A 16432-nucleotide genomic window follows, 5' to 3' on the forward strand; every position below is an offset into this window, starting at 1 on the left:
GCGCGGGGCCATCCGGTGGGCGGCCCCTAGACTGAGGCGTTGTTCCGCAGCGCGAGAGAGGTAGTTCGCCAGCTATGAGGCTCGTCTTCGCCGGTACCCCCGAGGTCGCCGTACCCGCCCTTGACGCACTGCTCGCGTCGGACCGGCACGAGGTCGTGGCCGTGGTCACCCGGCCCGACGCGCCGGCCGGGCGCGGGCGGCGGCTCGTCGCCAGCCCGGTCGCCCAGCGCGCCGAGGAGGAGGGCATCGAGGTCCTCAAGCCGGTCAAGCCGCGCGATGAGGACTTCCTCGCCCGGCTGCGCGACATCGCCCCGGACTGCTGCCCCGTCGTCGCCTACGGGGCGCTCCTCCCGAAGGCCGCCCTGGACATCCCCGCCCACGGCTGGGTCAACCTGCACTTCTCCCTGCTGCCGGCCTGGCGGGGCGCCGCCCCCGTACAGCACGCGGTGCTCGCGGGGGACGAGGTGACGGGCGCGTCAACGTTCCTGATCGAGCAGGGACTTGACTCGGGCCCGGTCTACGGCGTGCTGACCGAGGAGGTGCGGCCCACCGACACCAGCGGTGACCTGCTGACACGCCTCGCCTTCGCGGGGTCGGGACTGCTGGCGGCGACGATGGACGGCATCGAGGACGGCACGCTGCACGCCGTGCCGCAGCCCGCGGAAGGCATCTCGCTCGCCCCGAAGATCGAGGTGGAGGACGCCCGGCTGGACTGGTCGGCGCCCGCGCTGCGCGTCGACCGGGTCGTGCGCGGCTGCTCCCCGGCGCCCGGGGCCTGGACGACCTTCCGCGGCGAACGGCTGAAGGTGATCTCGGCGGGGCTGGTCACCGACCGTACCGACCTGGCGGCCGGTGAACTGGCCGCCACCAAGAACGCCGTCCACGTCGGGACCGGCAGCCACGCGGTGGAGCTGCTGTGGGTGCAGCCGCAGGGCAAGAAGCCGATGCGCGGCGCGGACTGGGCGCGCGGCGTGCGCATCTCCGCCGGGGAGCGGCTGGGCGGGTAGCGGCCCCCGCCGCCGCGGGCGGCGGTGCCCGACGGCTGTCCATCGCCGGCACACCCGCGGAGTGCCTGGACGAGATCCGTACCCAGATCGCCCCGACCGGCGTCAACCACATGATCTGCGCGATCACCGACCGCGGCCTGGTGCGGACGTTCACGGGCCTGGACCTGGAGGGCGTCCCCGACGTGGACACGCAGCTGCGGCTCATCCACGACGAGATCATGCCCGCCTTCGCCTGACGGGGCGGGCTGATCACCCCACCCCGCCCGGGAGGCATACGGGAGGTGTCCGGGGGCGCCCGTGTGGCGTTCGCGGGGCGCCCGGGGGACGGTGGCCGCGCGCGGCGTACCGCGCGCACGACGCCGCCCGCAGGGACGTAGGCTGGCATTCTTCGTCATTCCAGCCCCGGAGCACCTTTCGTGAACGAGCGTCGCCGCCCCGCCAAGCCCTACCGCCGTCCCCAGAAGGACCCCGTGCGGGTCCTCGCCTTCGAGGCGCTGCGGGCCGTCGACGAGCGCGACGCGTACGCCAACCTCGTCCTGCCGCCGCTGCTCCGCAAGGCCAGGGAGGACACCGGTTTCGACGCGAGGGACGCGGCGCTGGCCACCGAGCTGGTGTACGGGACGCTGCGCTGGCAGGGCACGTACGACGCGATCATCGCCGCCTGCGTGGACCGGCCGCTGCGCGAGGTCGACCCGCCGGTGCTCGACGTGCTGAGCCTGGGCGCGCACCAGCTGCTCGGCACCAGGATTCCGACGCACGCGGCGGTCAGTGCCACCGTCGAGCTGGCCAGGGTGGTGCTGGGGGACGGGCGCGCGAAGTTCGTCAACGCGGTGCTGAGGAAGATCGCCGCCGACGATCTCGATGGCTGGCTGGCCCGCGTCGCGCCCCCCTACGACGATGACGCCGAGGCGCACCTGGGCGTCATGTACTCGCACCCGAGCTGGATCGTCTCCGCGTTGTGGGACGCCCTTGGTGGCGGCCGGGCCGGGATCGAGGACCTGCTGGAGGCCGACAACGAGCGGCCCGAGGTCACCCTCGTCGCGCGCCCCGGGCGGGCGAGCGTGACGGAGCTGATGGACGCCGTCGGCGAAGACCGCGCCCTGCTGGGCCGTTGGTCACCGTATGCCGTACGGCTCACCGAGGGAGGCGAGCCGGGCGCGCTGGACGCGGTGCGTGAGGGGCGCGCCGGAGTGCAGGACGAGGGCAGCCAGCTGGTCGCCGCCGCGCTGGCCAACGCGCCCATCGAGGGTGTGGACGGGCGCTGGCTGGACGGCTGCGCCGGACCCGGCGGCAAGGCCGCCCTGCTCGCCGCGCTGGCCGCGCAGCGGGGAGCGGCGCTGGTGGCCTCCGAGAAGCAGCCGCACCGGGCCCGGCTGGTGGCGCGGGCGCTGGAGGGAAACCCCGGCCCGTACCAGGTGATCGCCTCCGACGGCACCCGGCCGAGCTGGCGGCCCGGCTCCTTCGACCGGGTGCTGGTCGATGTGCCGTGTACGGGTCTCGGTGCGCTGCGGCGGCGGCCGGAGGCGCGGTGGCGGCGCAAGCCGACGGACCTGGAGGGGTTCGCTCCGCTCCAGCGCGGCCTGTTGCAGGAGGCGCTGGCGGCCGCCCGCGTAGGCGGTGTGGTCGGGTACGCGACGTGCTCGCCGCACCTCGCCGAGACGCGGGCCGTGGTCGACGACGTGATGAAGGCGTCAGGGAACGCGGAGTGGATCGACGCCCGGCCGATGCTGCCGGGAGTCGCGGGCCTGGGCGAGGGCCCGGACATCCAGCTGTGGCCGCATCTGCACGGCACGGACGCGATGTATCTGGCGCTGCTGCGGCGTACGGCCTGACGGCGGGGGGCGCTTGTAGGGTCGTATTGACGCGGGCCCGGGGTGCCCGGGCCACGCATGGCTCGGGCACCCCGCTGATCTCGTGGTGCCCGGGCCGAAGGCCCGGTAATGGGCTCTAGGCATGGGCCGACCGGTTGGGGGATGAAAGCCCTGATGGGGCGGAGGGCGGCCACTGCCGAGCGAAGGGTAGGCAGCCCCTGAGACGGGTAGGTCTGACCGGCGTTCGGCCGTGTTCCGCCAGGGAGCCATCGGGCGGCTCCCACGCCTGGAAGGGTGCTCATGACCGTCAACAGCCATGACGAGTGGTCCCCGCTGCGCGAGGTCATTGTCGGTTCACCTGACGGCTACGACGGCCATGAACTGGACCTGGCCTTCCGGCTGTTCTTCAAGGTGTTCGACGAGTTCACCGGTATGTCACGGAAACCGGTCAGAAAGCGATACGTCGAGGAACTGCGGGAGGACATCGAAGAGTTGGTGGCCGCCCTGGAGGGGCTGTCCGTCACGGTGCACCGACCGTTGTCGCTGCCCAAACGCGCGGACTTCCGGACGCTGTACTGGGAATCCATGAGCACTCCCGCGCTCAACGTCCGAGACCAGGTCATCATCCTCGGGGACGAGATCGTCGAAACCTCACCGCAGGTCCGGGCTCGGTACTTCGAGAACGATCTCCTCAAGCCGCTATTTGCCGGGTGTTTCGCCAAGGGGGGCGAAGTGGTCGGTCATGCCCCGGCCGGTCATGGCCGACCATTCCTTCGATCTCTCCCTCGCCCGAACCAAGGATTCTCGGCACGTCCCCGGGACCGACGAACTGGCCTCCTTCGCCAGTGGCATGGGTGTGGAGATGCTTTTCGATGCCGCGCAGTGCTTGCGCTTCCGCCGGGACGTCCTCGTCAACACCGCCACCAAGCACCATGCACTGGGTGCCCAATGGCTGTGCCGACATTTCGGCGAAAGGTTCCGCTTCCACCTCATACGCTGCCTGGACAACAACCACATCGATACACAGGTGCTGCCGCTGCGGCCCGGCATGCTCCTCCTGCGCCACCCGGGAGTCGTCGACTGGCTGCCCGAGCCGCTGCGCCGGTGGGACAGAATCCATGCACCGGAGCCCAGCGCAGCCGACTTCCCTGACTACGGCCCCGATGACCTGACCCTCACCAGCCTTCATATCGACATGAACGTGCTCTCCATCGACGAGAACACCGTGATCGCCAACTCTCAGGCGTCCCAGCTGATCAAAACTCTCGAAACGCACGGGTTCACCGTGGTGCCGGTGCGCCACCGCCACCGGCGGCTGTTCAGCGGTGGATTCCACTGCTTCACCCTCGATACCGTACGCGCCGGCTCCGGCCCCGAGGATTACTTCAGTTGAACAGCCCGGCACACAGGCCAACGCTTTCGGCGATAATTCCCTGCGCCCTCGCCACCCATCAGCAGCCGCTGATCGACATGGTGGGGGGCGGAACCCATGGGCCACGGTCGTGAGACGAACGTTTGCTGTCCCCAGGTGAGACAGGCCGGATCACAGCAGGTCGTTGCCGGGCGCTGGGACAGCCGAGTTGGGAACCCACAGCGCTGTCACGCCAGGCGAGCGCCTGGAGCCGGAGTCCCGTCTCTAGGGATCTGGTCCACGTCTCAGGTGAAGTGGTTCGATTCACTTGTGGTCTCAGGTGATCCGGTTCGCCTATGCGTTTGAAACGGACTGTCGCTCGTTGGGGTGACGTGATCTGCGTGAAGGCCATGGGGGCTCCGCGCGGAAGCATGCTCCCTACTCGACGGGGGTCAGGCTCAGATGGTCGGCCGGGGTGGACATGCGGCCGCCGACGAGCTCCCACTGCTGGTCCGCGTCCTCCGGATCGCAGCGTCGGAAGACCGCCGACGCGTTCTCGCGGGTAATGCAGTGACCGCTGACGCTGTTCTGTCCGCTCGAAGCCTGGTCACGTTGTTCGCCCGGTTGGAGTAGGCCCAGTCCAGCTCACCCCCACCCTGATGCGTGCCCTGTCCGGCCCCTCGCGCGCCGCTGAGCCGCCGTCAGCGCAGCCCCGCCCGCTCGGCGAAGGGGCGCCCGTCCTCCTTGGCGAGCCGGTGCGGCCACCACATGCGGGGGCCCAGGTCGAGGAAGAGCGCGGTGACCAGCACGGACCGTACGACGAAGGTGTCCAGCAGGACGCCGAGGGCCACGGCGAAACCGATCTCGGCGAAACCCACCATGGGCAGGGTGGCCAGTGCGGCGAAGGTTCCGGCGAGGACCAGACCGGCCGAGGTGATCACGGCGCCCGTCGCGGCGAGTCCGGTGCGGGTGCCCGCGCGGGTGCCGTGCTGGAGGGACTCCTCGCGGACGCGGGTGGACAGGAAGATGTTGTAGTCGATGCCCAAGGCGACCAGGAAGACGAAGACGAACAGCGGGAAGGCGGTGTCCTCGCCCGCGTAGTCGAACAGGTACCGGAAGGCGAGCGCGCTGATGCCGAGCGCTGTGGCGTACGAGAGGACCACCGTCGCGATCAGCACCAGCGGCGCTATGAGGGCGCGCAGCAGCAGCGCGAGGATGATCAGGACCATGAGCAGCACGAGCGGGATGACGACGATGTTGTCGCGGGTGGACGCCTCGTCGGCGTCGAGCAGTGCGGCCGTGCCCCCGCCGACCTTGGCGTCGGCTCCCGGCACCTCATGCGCGGCATCCCGTACGCGCTCCACGGTGTCCTTCGCCGCGCGGCTGTCGGCCGGGTCGGTCATCGTGGCCTCGAACAGGACCCGGCCTTCGTGTTCCGGCGCGGTGCCCGGCGGCACGGTGGCGGACCCGGGGGATACGCCGGGGTCCTGGGCCACCACGCGTTTCACGGTATGTGCCTGGGCCGCGTCCGCGACGACGACCAGCGGGTCGCCGCTGCCCGCCGGGAAGTACTCGGCCGAGACCCGCTGGCCGGTGATGGAGTCCGGGGTGTCGGTGAAGGCGTCGGCGTTGCTGATGCCCGCGGCGCGCAGCCCGAGGATGCCGAACGCCAGGGAGGCGAGGATGACGGAGGTGGTCAGCCAGACGGCCCGGGGGCGGTGGGAGATGCGCGCGCCGACCTCGGCCCACAGGCCGCGCTCGGTCGGTTCCGGCGAGCCGTGGTGCGGGATGAGCGGCCAGAAGACCCACCGTCCGCAGATCACCAGCAAGGCCGGGAACAGCGTCATCATCGCCAGCAGTGCGACGGCGACCCCGATGGCGCACACCGGGCCCAGTCCGCTGGTCGAGTTCATCTCTGCGGCGAGCAGGACGAGCATCCCGGCCCCGACGGTGGCCCCGCTGGCGAGCACGGCCGGGCCCGCGCGGTGCAGGGCCATGGCCATCGCCTCGTGCCGGTCCTCGTGGCGGCGCAGCTCTTCCCGGTAGCGGGCGACCAGCAGCAGGGCGTAGTCCGTTCCCGCACCGAAGACGAGGACCGTCAGGATGCCCGCGCTCTGGCCGTTGACGGTCAGTCCGGCGTGCTCGGCGAGCAGATAGATGATCGCCTGGGCGGCCAGCAGCGCACCGACGACCGAGACCACGGGCACCAGCAGCAGGCTGGGACTGCGGTAGGTGACGAGCAGGGCGACGATGACGACGGCGAGAGCGGAGAGCAGCAGCGTCGAGTCGATGCCCGAGAACGCCTCGGCGAAGGCGGCCGAGGTGCCGCCGGGGCCGGTGATGTGCACCGCCAGGCCGTCCTCGCTCTCGCCCGTGACATCGCGCATGGAGTCGACGGCGGGGGCGATGCGCTCCCAGCCGTCCGCGTCCATGGTGATGGGCACGAAGACTTGCGCGGCGCGTGGCGCCTCGGCCCGGTCGAAGGCCGGGCCGCGCGTCTCGCCCCCGCGTACGCCGTGCTCGGTGAGGGTCTTCAGCTTGGCGGTGGCCTCGCTGATCCGCTCCCGGTCCCGCGCGGTGAGGCCGTCCTCGCGTGCGTAGACGACGATGGCCGGAATCACCTCGGGCCTGAAGTCCTCGGAGAGCTCCAGGACTTGGGTGGACTCCGCGCTGCCCGGCAGCCATGAGGCGGCGTCGTTGTCCTGGGCGTCGGTGAGCTTCTGCGCGAGCGGGGAGAGGGCGGCGATCACCACCAGCCACAGCACGAGAACCAGCCACTTGGACCGGCGGCCGCACACGGACCACGCGATGCCGCGACCTCGTATCTCCGGCATGAGCCCCCCTGCGGCCGGTGGCTGCCACTTTCGCACGCACCTACGTGATCCGCGAGACTTTTGGGCCGACTCGATGCGGAATGCGGCAATCCTGGGTCCACCCGCCACCGTCGGCCGTGGCAGGCTTGGCGCCATGGCCGTTCAGATCAACCCCAGTATCCTCTCCGCCGACTTCGCTCGCCTGGCGGAGGAGGCGGAAGCCGTATCGGGCCCCGAGGGCGCCGACTGGCTGCATGTCGATGTCATGGACAACCACTTTGTCCCGAATCTGACACTCGGCGTCCCCATCGTGGAGTCGCTCGGCAAGGCGACGGGCATCCCCCTCGACTGCCACTTGATGATCGAGGACCCGGACCGCTGGGCCCCGCAGTACGTCGAGGCAGGAGCAGGCTCGGTCACCTTCCACGCCGAGGCGGCCGCGGCGCCGGTGCGGCTGGCGCGCGAGATCCGGGCGAAGGGCGCCCGGGCATCGATGGCGCTCAAGCCGGGCACGCCCATCGAGCCGTACGAGGACCTGCTGCCCGAGCTGGACATGCTGCTGGTGATGACGGTCGAGCCCGGCTTCGGCGGGCAGGCGTTCCTCGACATCATGCTGCCGAAGATCCGCCGCACCAGGGAGCTGATCTCCAAGCACGGCCTGGAGATGTGGCTGCAAGTGGACGGAGGGGTTTCGTCTTCGACCATTGAACGCTGTGCTGAAGCGGGAGCCGACGTGTTCGTCGCCGGTTCGGCCGTCTACGGGGCGGACGACCCGGCCCAGGCGGTCAGCAGGCTGCGGGCGCAGGCACGTGAGGTGACCTCCACCGCCTCCTGGGCGTGCGGCCACTGAGCCACGGCTCGGTGAACGCCAAGGTAAAGGGCGAACCAAGGACCGCCGTTTCTGACAGGATGACGGTTGAGTCCAGAACGTGAACAGTGAGGAGAACGCGGTGTCGACGGGCCGTTCAGCCACGCGGATGGGACCCGCCGAGCTGGTGCAGGCGGCGGCCATGGCGCGCCGCTTCTACCTGGAGGGCAAGTCCAAGATCCAGATCGCCGAGGAGTTCGGCGTCAGCCGCTTCAAGGTCGCCCGCGTACTGGAGACCGCGCTCGACCGTGACCTCGTGCGCATCGAGATCCGGGTGCCCGCCGAGCTCGACGCCGAACGCTCGGACGCGCTGCGCGCCCGCTACGGGCTGCGGCACGCGGTCGTCGTCGAGTCCCCGGCCGAGGGTACGGACGAAACGACCACCGGCGCCGTGGGTGGCGCCGGTGGCGCCCCCACCGACCCGGAGAACCTGGGCGAGGTCGCCGCCGACCTGCTGGGGGAACTGGTCGCCGAAGGCGATGTCCTCGGACTCGCCTGGGGCCGCTCCACGATCCACATGGCCGCCGCCCTGCACCGGCTGCCGCCGTGCACGGTCGTCCAGCTGACCGGCGTCTACGACGCGGGCACCGCCGAGCGCGGCTCGGTCGAGGCCGTGCGCCGCGCCGCCGCCGTCTCCGGCGGCGAGGCGCACCCCATCTACGCGCCGATGCTGCTCCCCGACCCGGCGACCGCCGCGGCGCTGCGCCGCCAGCCCGGCATCGCCCGCGCCTTCGACTACTTCGACAAGGTCACCGTCGCCGCCGTCTCCATCGGCTCCTGGGCGCCGGGCATCTCCACCGTCTACGACATGCTGACGGAGGAGGAGCGGGCGCATTACGCGTCGCTCGGTGCCGCCGCCGAGATGTCCGCCCACCTCTTCGACGCCGAGGGCCGCCGCATCGGCCGCGATCTCGGCGAGCGGTGCATCACCGTCGAGGCGGACCGGCTGCGCCGTATCCCGGAGGTCGTCGCCATCGCGGGCGGGCAGCGCAAGGCCGAGGCGATCGGCGCGGTGCTCCGCTCCGGCCTCGTCACCAGCCTGGTCACGGACACCGCCGCCGCCGACTACCTGCTGACGGAGACCGGCCCGGGGCCGCGCCCCGCGCTGGAGCGCACGGACCCGGACGGCGTCAGCTGACGGGTCCGGTCTGGCGGCAGGAGGCCCGGAGCGCGGTGGACTGTGCGGGCGGTCGGCTCGTACCGCGGGCGGAGGGACCGGCGCCTGACCCGGCCTGTGCGCCGACTCGGGCGCCGGCTTACGCGCCCGGCTTGATGAGCGTCTTCACCATGCCGTGGTCCTTCGCCTGGAACGTGCGGTAGGCCCACGGGGCGTCCTCCAGCGGCACCTTGTGCGTGGCGAAGCCCTCGGTGCCCAGCGGGTCCCCGTCGGTGAGCAGCGGCATGATGTCGTCCACCCAGTGCTTGACGTTCGCCTGGCCCATCCGCAGCTGGATCTGCTTGTCGAACATGGTGAGCAGCGGAAGCGGGTCCGCCATCCCGCCGTACACGCCGCTCAGGGAGATCGTGCCGCCCCGGCGCACGATGTCGATCGCCGCGAGCAGGGCGGACAGCCGGTCCACTCCGACGTGCTCCATCAGCTTCTCGGCGGCCAGTCCGGGCAGCATCCCGGCGAGTTGCTGGGCGAACTTGCCGACCGGCGCTCCGTGGGCCTCCATGCCGACCGCGTCGATGACCGCGTCGGGCCCGCGCCCGTCGGTCAAGTCGCGGATCACGTCACCGAGATTCTCGCGGTGCTCACGCAGATCGAGCACGCGCACGCCGTGCGCGCGCGCCCGTTCCAGGCGTTCGGGAACGAGGTCGACGCCGATGACGCAGTCGGCTCCGCGATGCGCGGCGATCCGGGTGGCCATGTCGCCGATCGGGCCGAGCCCCAGCACCGCCACGCTGCCACCTGGCGGGATCGCCGCGTACTCGACGGCCTGCCACGCGGTGGGCAGCACATCGGAGAGGTAGACGAACCGCTCGTCGGGCGGCCCGTCGGGCACCTTCACCGGCAGCGTGTCGGCGAACGGGACCCGCAGGAACTCCGCCTGCCCGCCGGGGACCTGGCCGTACAGCTTCGTGTAGCCGAACAGGGAAGCGCCCATGCCGCGCTCGTGGACCTGCGTCGTCTCGCACTGGGAGTGCAGTCCCGCCTGGCACATGAAGCACGTGCCGCAGGAGACGTTGAACGGGATGACCACCCGGTCGCCCGCGGCCAGCGAGGTCACCTCGCTGCCGACTTCCTCGACCACGCCCATGGGTTCGTGCCCGAGGATGTCGCCCTCGTCGAGAAAGGGGCCGAGGACCTCGTAGAGATGGAGGTCCGAGCCGCAGATCCCGCTGGAGGTGATGCGCACGATCGCGTCCGTCGGCGTCTGGATCTGCGGGTCGGGAACCGTGTCCACCCGGACATCACGTTTTCCGTGCCAGGTCAGGGCCCTCATCACGACTCCGTTCTACGGGATTTCTACGGGATTACTACGGGAACCGGCGCGCCGGTCCTTCGCCGGTCCTTCCAGCGGTGTCCGTGGCGGGAAGTGCTGATCGGCGCCGGTGGCGGTCGGTGTCCCTGGCAGTCGGTGCCCGTCGCGGCCGGTGTCCAGGCGGCGTGCCGCCGTGGTGCGCCGCCCGGGTACACCGGACGCCCGCGACTCAAACCGGGTGACCGCCCCCTCCGCCGTCTCCGGGGCCGGCGGGAGCGGGCGGCGTACAGGAGCGGCCGGGAGAAACGTGGCCGGGAGCGGTGCGGGGCGCCGGACCGGAAGGTCACTTCTTCCGGTCCGGCGCCCCTGTCTCCACTCACTCCCCACAGTGAGGCCGACCGCTCGGCCTGTCGCCGAGTGCCCGCCCCGGCACACCCGAAACACTCGGCGCGGGCGTTGATGAGTTCTCTCTCGCCACCTGGACACGCGCACCCGTACGCGCCGCGTACGCCCGCACTCCCAGGTCGGTGCTCCCATCGGTGCTCCCGTCAGTGCTGCGGGGGAGCGGCCCACCGCAGGAGTGCGCCGAGGCCGCCGACCGGGGCCGCGTCGGGGTCGCTGACGAAGACCGCTTCGGCGCGGTTGGCGATGGCCGACCGCAGCAGCGCGTCGTCCGCGCGTGCCGGGGTCGGGTGCACCTCGCCGAGGTACTGGAGTTCCGTGCTGCGGACCGCGAGTTGATCGCTCTCGGGGCCGACCCACACCTCGCGGCTGGTGTCCTGCCCGTGCGGCGCGACCAGAAGCGTGTCGATCTGGTGCTCCCGCGCGGCTTCCACGAGCGCGGGCACACCCGCGACGGCGTGGGCCATCTCGCTGTGCTCGTCGCGCCCGGCTTGGTAGCGCTCCACTATCGCGGAGATGCGCTCGACCTCGCGGACGGCGCGGGCCTGGGCGATGTCGCGCTCAAGCTGGGGGCTGCCCGCCCCGGCGGGTCGCCCGCCGTGCTCGCTCTCGACGGCCGACGACCGCAGGGGTTCGGGCAGCCGGTCGCGTACGGTGCGCCGCTCCCGTGCGTCACCGACCAGGACCAGCACCTCGGCCCCGCTCTCCTGGCAGAGGTCGGCCGCGGTGGCGGCGATCTCGCCCGCGTTGTGCTCCCAGGTGTTCTCGACCGCGGTCTGGAAGTGCCGCTCGGACCACTCCGCCGTCGAGGTGCGGTGGAGTGGCCAGTCGTCGCCGGTGACGTGTCCGGCGTCCTGGCGGCTGGAGTCGTGGCGCAGTTCGAAGTCGGCGCCGGCGCGGTCCACGTAGGCCACCAGGCAGGCCGGAGTCTCCCCGGCGCCGCGCAGCAGGGGGGTGATCCTCGGCAGCGGGGCCCAGGCCGTGAGGGGCGCGGCGGGCGGACCGGCGAGGGGTACGTCGAGGACGACCTCGCCGTCGGCGGCGAAGAGGGCACGACCCGCTCGCTCACCCGGCTTCCCCAGCTCCCTGGTGTGGAGCGCGCCGTACACCGCGTCGCAGGTGGCGGGGGTCGCGCCCAGGGCGGCGAGCTCATCGGACACGGCGCGGGCGGAGAGTTCCTGGTGTTTGGCCGCGTCCTCGGTGACGTGGGAGGCGTCGGTGTACACCGACGCCCACGGTCCCGGGTGCTGGAGGATCGGCCGAAGGTGCGTGAGCTGCATGATGCCTCCTGTGGGTCACACGGTGCGATGGCGGCTCACGGCCCGGGTGCCCTGTCCGAGCGAAACGGAACAGGTTACGTCCGCGGCCGGACGGTAAAGATCCCGATGCGCCGGTCAACGGTCCGGGTAGGCCGGGCGGGCCCCCGAGGGCCGGTGGTTCTTCGTCGCTCCGTGGGGTGGTACGGCTGTCCGGCGGTGCGTTCAGACGGGCAGCTGCGGTAGGACCTTGGTGCGGTAGAAGTCGAAGAACCCGCGCTGATCAGGACCCATCTGGTTGACGTAGACGGTGTCGAATCCCGCCTCGACGTAGGCGTTCAGTGCTTCGAGGTGGGTCTCGGGGTCGGTTCCGCAGGGCACGTTCTCGGCGATCTGCTCGGCGGTGACCAGCGTCGACGCCTGCTCGAAGTGGCGCGGGGTGGGGAGCACCTGTGCGAGTTCGCCGGGTAGCTGACCGCTGGGCCACAGCCGGTGCGCGGTGCGTACGGCCTCTTCACGGTCCAGGTTCCAGCACACCTTGAGCCCGGCGAACGCCGGTTTCTGCCCGCCGCCCGCGCGCCGGAAGCGTGCTATCGCGTCGGCGTCGGGGGCCATGGTGACGAAGCCGTCTCCGACGCGCCCGGCGAGCTCGGTCGCCGCGGGGCCGAACCCTGACACGTCGATGGGCACCGGCTCGTCCGGGACGGTGTACAGCCGGGCGTTCTCCACCGTGTAGTGCCTGCCGTGGTGGTCGACCTCCTCGCCCCCGATGAGCTGCCGTATCACCTGCACCGCTTCGTCGAGCATCTCCAGCCGTTCCGGTGCGGTCGGCCACCGGTCGCCCAGGACATGCTCGTTGAGCGCTTCACCGCTGCCGACACCGAGCCGGAAGCGGCCGTCGAGCTGCACGGCGCTGGTCGCCGCGGCCTGGGCCGTGACCACGGGATGCAGCCGGATGGTGGGGCAGGTCACGGCGGTCTCCACCGGCAGGGAGGTCGCTTCGGAGAGCGCACCGATCACCGACCACACGAACGGACTCTGGCCCTGTTCGTCACTCCACGGGTGGAAGTGGTCGGAGATCCACAGCGCGGAGAACCCGGCCTGTTCCGCCATGCGCGCCTGTTCGACCAACTCCTGCGGCCCGTGTTCCTCACACGAGAGGAAGTAGCCGTACGTCGTCATGCGTCCTCCTCGGCGCCGTCCGGTATGGCACGCCGGGTAACCGGAAGCGGAGCCGGGAAACCTCCCAGCTCACGGGCCCGCGAGGGCTCGTACCGGCTCCCGGTCCGGGTGCCCCGCCGCGCCGGGGGAGCGCGTTTCGGCGCCTGCGGGACGGGTACCGGGGATGGACACCGCGAACGGCGGGCGCCTGCCGCAGGGCCCGCTCTCACGGGACGAGAGGCAAGGAAGCACGAGCGTAAGGAAGCACTGGTAAGGAGAAGTGCCGCCATGCCACGAGGAACGAGCGACAAGCGCGAGCGCCAGTACGAGAAGATCAAGGAAAGTCAGGAAGAGCGCGGGACGAGCGACAAGCGGGCGAAGGAGATCGCCGCCCGGACAGTCAACAAGGAACGCGCCCGTGCTGGTGAGTCCAAGACAGCGAGCCGTACCTCCACGCAGGACATGTCGTCCTCCCGCCGGGGAGGCCAGCGCTCCCACACCGGTGCGGCGGGCCCGACCAGGGACCAGCTGTACGAAGAGGCGAAGAAGCGTGGCGTCGAGGGCCGTTCGTCGATGACCAAGGACGAGCTCGCGAAGGCGCTCGGCCGCTGAGCCCGCGCCACCAGCCCCTTACCCCTCACCCCTTACCCCTTACCCCTCACGCCGTTGTTCCCCGGCCCCTCTGTCCCACCCTCAGCCCGGAGCTCTCCCGAACTCCTGATCCCGTGATCTCCGGGCGTGCGGGAGCGGCGGGCGTCGCGGGCGCGGAGGAAGAAGGGACCGATCATGACGACCGACCGCGGGAAGACCGATGGGGCCCAGCCCACCGCCCGTGCCCTGCTGACCACGCATGGCCAGACGTACGCGGCGGAGGCGGGCATCCGGCTGCGGGACACCCCGCAGCCGCTGTATCAACTCCTCGTCCTGTCCGACCTGCTCAGCGCCCGTATCCGCGCCTCCGTCGCGGTCGCGGCCGCGCGCGCCCTGTTCGAGGCGGGCATGCGCGGCCCCCGCGGCATGGCCGAGGCGACGTGGCAGCAGCGCGTCGACGCCCTCGGCAAGGGCGGATACCGCCGCTACGACGAGCGCACCGCCACCCAACTCGGCGACGGGGCCAACCTCGTACTCGACCGCTACGGCGGCGATCTGCGGCGCATGCGCCAAGCGGCGGACGGCGATCCGCAAGAGCTGCGCCGTCTGCTCCAGGAGGTCCCCGGCCTCGGACCCGCGGGCGCCGACATCTTCCTCAGGGAAGCGCAGCAGGTGTGGCCCGAGTTCGCCCCGTATCTCGACTCCAAGGCATTGCAGGGCGCGGAGCGTCTCGGCCTGCCTGCCAAGCCCAGCGGGCTGGCACGGCTGGTCACACCCAAGCAGACCGCGGGTCTGGCGGCGGGGCTCGTCCGCGCGGCCCTGGACAAGTCCGTCGTCGAAGACGTCCGCAAGCGGGTGTCGGCGTAGGCGGTGACGGCCGCCGCGCATGGCCGCTGCCGGGCGCCGCGACGCGGCTGGTTCGCCTCTTGCGCGGCTCTTGGGCGAAGGTACAGAGGAGACCCCGCGCCCTTGGCGGAAGCCATAGAAAAGGGAACGCCGGTTCGCCACTTCCCGCCGCCATCGGTGATGATGGCGTAGGAGCCGCAGTCCGAACCCGACTGGGCCCGGTGCTGACTCCCCACCCGCCCTTCCGTAAAACCGCAGGTGAGAGAGTTAGCATGCGATTTCTTAACGATATGAAGCCGTCGTACGACCTGACGTACGACGACGTGTTCATGGTGCCGAGCCGCTCCGCCGTGGGCTCCCGGCAGGGCGTCGACCTCGCCTCCCCGGACGGGACCGGCACGACCATCCCGCTCGTGGTCGCCAACATGACCGCCATCGCGGGACGGCGGATGGCCGAAACCGTCGCCCGGCGCGGCGGCCTCGTCGTGATCCCCCAGGACATCCCGGTCGACGTCGTCACCGAGGTGATCAGCTGGGTGAAGACGCGGCACCTGGTGCTCGACACTCCGATCGTGCTGACCCCCTCCCAGACCGTCGCCGACGCGCTGGCCCTGCTGCCCAAGCGCGCGCACGGCGCGGGTGTCGTCGTCGCCGACTCCGGCGACGGCACCGGTCCCCGCCACGGGCACTCCGTGGACGAGGCGGCGGGCGCGGCGCGCAGCGGACGGCCGGTCGGCATCGTCACCGAGTCCGACCTGACCGGCGTGGACCGCTTCACCCAGCTCTCCGAGGTCATGTCCAAGGAACTGCTGGTGATCGACGCGGACATGGACCCCCGGCTGGCCTTCAACCAGCTCGACGCCGCGCACCGCAAGCTCGCGCCCGCCGTCGACAAGGACGGCAGGCTCGTCGGCATCCTCACCCGCAAGGCCGCCCTGCGCGCCACGCTCTACACCCCCGCGACCGACGCTGACGGCGCCCTGCGGATCGCCGCGGCCATCGGCGTCAACGGCAGCGCTGTGACCCGGGCCAAGGCCCTCCTCGAAGCGGGCGTGGACACGCTCGTCGTGGACACCGCGCACGGCCACCAGGAGTCGATGCTCAGCACGCTGAAGGCGGTGCGCGCGCTCGACCCGCAGGTGCCGGTCGTGGCGGGCAACGTCGTCGCCGCCGAAGGTGTGCGCGATCTCATCGAGGCGGGCGCCGACATCATCAAGGTCGGCGTCGGCCCCGGTGCCATGTGCACCACGCGCATGATGACCGGTGTGGGCCGCCCGCAGTTCTCCGCGGTGCTCGAATGTGCCGCCGAGGCACGGAAGTTCGGCAAGCATGTATGGGCTGACGGCGGAATCAGGCACCCGCGCGACGTCGCGATGGCGCTGGCCGCCGGTGCGTCCAACGTCATGATCGGCTCGTGGTTCGCCGGTACGTACGAGTCGCCCGGCGATCTTCAGCAGTCCGCTGACGGGCGGCTGTACAAGGAGAGCTTCGGCATGGCGTCGGCGCGTGCCGTACGCAACCGTACGAGCGAGGAATCGGCCTACGACCGGGCGCGCAAGGGCCTGTTCGAGGAGGGCATCTCCACCTCGCGGATGTTCCTCGACCCGGCCCGGCCGGGCGTCGAGGACCTGATCGACTCGATCATCGCCGGTGTGCGCAGCTCCTGCACCTATGCGGGCGCGGGCTCCCTTGAGGAGTTCCACGAGCGGGCCGTCGTCGGCGTCCAGAGCGCCGCGGGCTACGCGGAGGGCAAGCCGCTGCACGCCAGCTGGGCGTAGCCGTAGCCGCGGCACTCCCGTGACGGTGCCGCGCACCCCCGTCCCCTTGGCGCCCCCGCCCCGCCCCCGCCTCCGTGGCGGGGACCGGGCGGGGGCGCCGTGGTCTGGTCCCGCCGTGCGGG

The 16432-nt window shown here is 71.4% G+C and carries 12 protein-coding genes and 1 pseudogene; 9 read left to right on the plus strand and 4 right to left on the minus strand.

The annotated features are described in order from the left end of the window. Positions 1–74 precede the first annotated feature (74 nt). From fmt to AC5P1B_RS06705, 4 genes and pseudogenes are all read left to right on the plus strand, one after another. Complete coding sequence (gene fmt, locus AC5P1B_RS06690) at positions 75–1007, plus strand: methionyl-tRNA formyltransferase (protein WP_493885611.1); 933 nt, start codon at positions 75–77, stop codon at positions 1005–1007. Between the two features lie 26 nt (positions 1008–1033). Then, positions 1034–1243 (plus strand): annotated as a pseudogene (locus AC5P1B_RS06695) (LLM class flavin-dependent oxidoreductase); the annotation flags it as partial. Positions 1244–1423: 180 nt separating this feature from the next. Continuing rightward, positions 1424–2839 carry an RsmB/NOP family class I SAM-dependent RNA methyltransferase gene (locus tag AC5P1B_RS06700; protein ID WP_493885612.1) on the plus strand — a complete coding sequence of 472 codons (1416 nt, stop codon included), beginning with the start codon at positions 1424–1426 and terminating at the stop codon, positions 2837–2839. Positions 2840–3560: 721 nt separating this feature from the next. Further along, complete coding sequence (locus AC5P1B_RS06705; RefSeq protein ID WP_493885613.1) at positions 3561–4211, plus strand: hypothetical protein; 651 nt, start codon at positions 3561–3563, stop codon at positions 4209–4211. Positions 4212–4870: 659 nt separating this feature from the next. On the opposite strand, the gene AC5P1B_RS06710 is transcribed toward AC5P1B_RS06705, so the two are convergent. Then, positions 4871–7003, minus strand: coding sequence for an MMPL family transporter (locus AC5P1B_RS06710; protein ID WP_493885614.1), 2133 nt, complete (start codon positions 7001–7003; stop codon positions 4871–4873). A 133-nt stretch (positions 7004–7136) separates the two neighbouring features. Between AC5P1B_RS06710 and rpe the strand changes: the two genes are divergently transcribed. Both rpe and AC5P1B_RS06720 read left to right on the plus strand, forming a co-directional pair. Continuing rightward, complete coding sequence (rpe, locus tag AC5P1B_RS06715; protein ID WP_493885615.1) at positions 7137–7832, plus strand: ribulose-phosphate 3-epimerase; 696 nt, start codon at positions 7137–7139, stop codon at positions 7830–7832. 127 nt (positions 7833–7959) lie between these two features. Further along, complete coding sequence (locus tag AC5P1B_RS06720) at positions 7960–8988, plus strand: sugar-binding transcriptional regulator (protein ID WP_493885806.1); 1029 nt, start codon at positions 7960–7962, stop codon at positions 8986–8988. 118 nt (positions 8989–9106) lie between these two features. Here AC5P1B_RS06720 and AC5P1B_RS06725 read toward each other — a convergent pair whose 3' ends face one another. The 3 genes from AC5P1B_RS06725 to AC5P1B_RS06735 all read right to left on the minus strand — a co-directional run bounded on the left by AC5P1B_RS06725 (position 9107) and on the right by AC5P1B_RS06735 (position 13116). Further along, positions 9107–10297, minus strand: coding sequence for a zinc-dependent alcohol dehydrogenase (locus tag AC5P1B_RS06725; protein ID WP_493885616.1), 1191 nt, complete (start codon positions 10295–10297; stop codon positions 9107–9109). Between the two features lie 527 nt (positions 10298–10824). Continuing rightward, positions 10825–11958, minus strand: a complete 1134-nt coding sequence (locus tag AC5P1B_RS06730) for a baeRF2 domain-containing protein (RefSeq protein WP_493885617.1) — start codon at positions 11956–11958, stop codon at positions 10825–10827. A 201-nt stretch (positions 11959–12159) separates the two neighbouring features. Continuing rightward, positions 12160–13116 carry an LLM class F420-dependent oxidoreductase gene (locus AC5P1B_RS06735; RefSeq protein WP_493885618.1) on the minus strand — a complete coding sequence of 319 codons (957 nt, stop codon included), beginning with the start codon at positions 13114–13116 and terminating at the stop codon, positions 12160–12162. A 267-nt stretch (positions 13117–13383) separates the two neighbouring features. On the opposite strand from AC5P1B_RS06735, the gene AC5P1B_RS06740 reads away from it, so the two are divergent. From AC5P1B_RS06740 to AC5P1B_RS06750, 3 genes are all read left to right on the plus strand, one after another. Further along, positions 13384–13707, plus strand: a complete 324-nt coding sequence (locus AC5P1B_RS06740; protein WP_493885619.1) for a plasmid stabilization protein — start codon at positions 13384–13386, stop codon at positions 13705–13707. Positions 13708–13881: 174 nt separating this feature from the next. Beyond that, entirely contained in the window at positions 13882–14553 is a 672-nt protein-coding gene (locus AC5P1B_RS06745; RefSeq protein ID WP_493885620.1) for an HhH-GDP family DNA glycosylase, read from the plus strand. Between the two features lie 251 nt (positions 14554–14804). After that, on the plus strand, positions 14805–16310 hold the full coding sequence (locus AC5P1B_RS06750) for a GuaB1 family IMP dehydrogenase-related protein (protein WP_493885621.1): 1506 nt from the start codon (positions 14805–14807) through the stop codon (positions 16308–16310). The last annotated feature ends 122 nt before the right edge of the window (positions 16311–16432 follow it).

Source organism: Streptomyces sp. A01 (assembly GCF_059026195.1).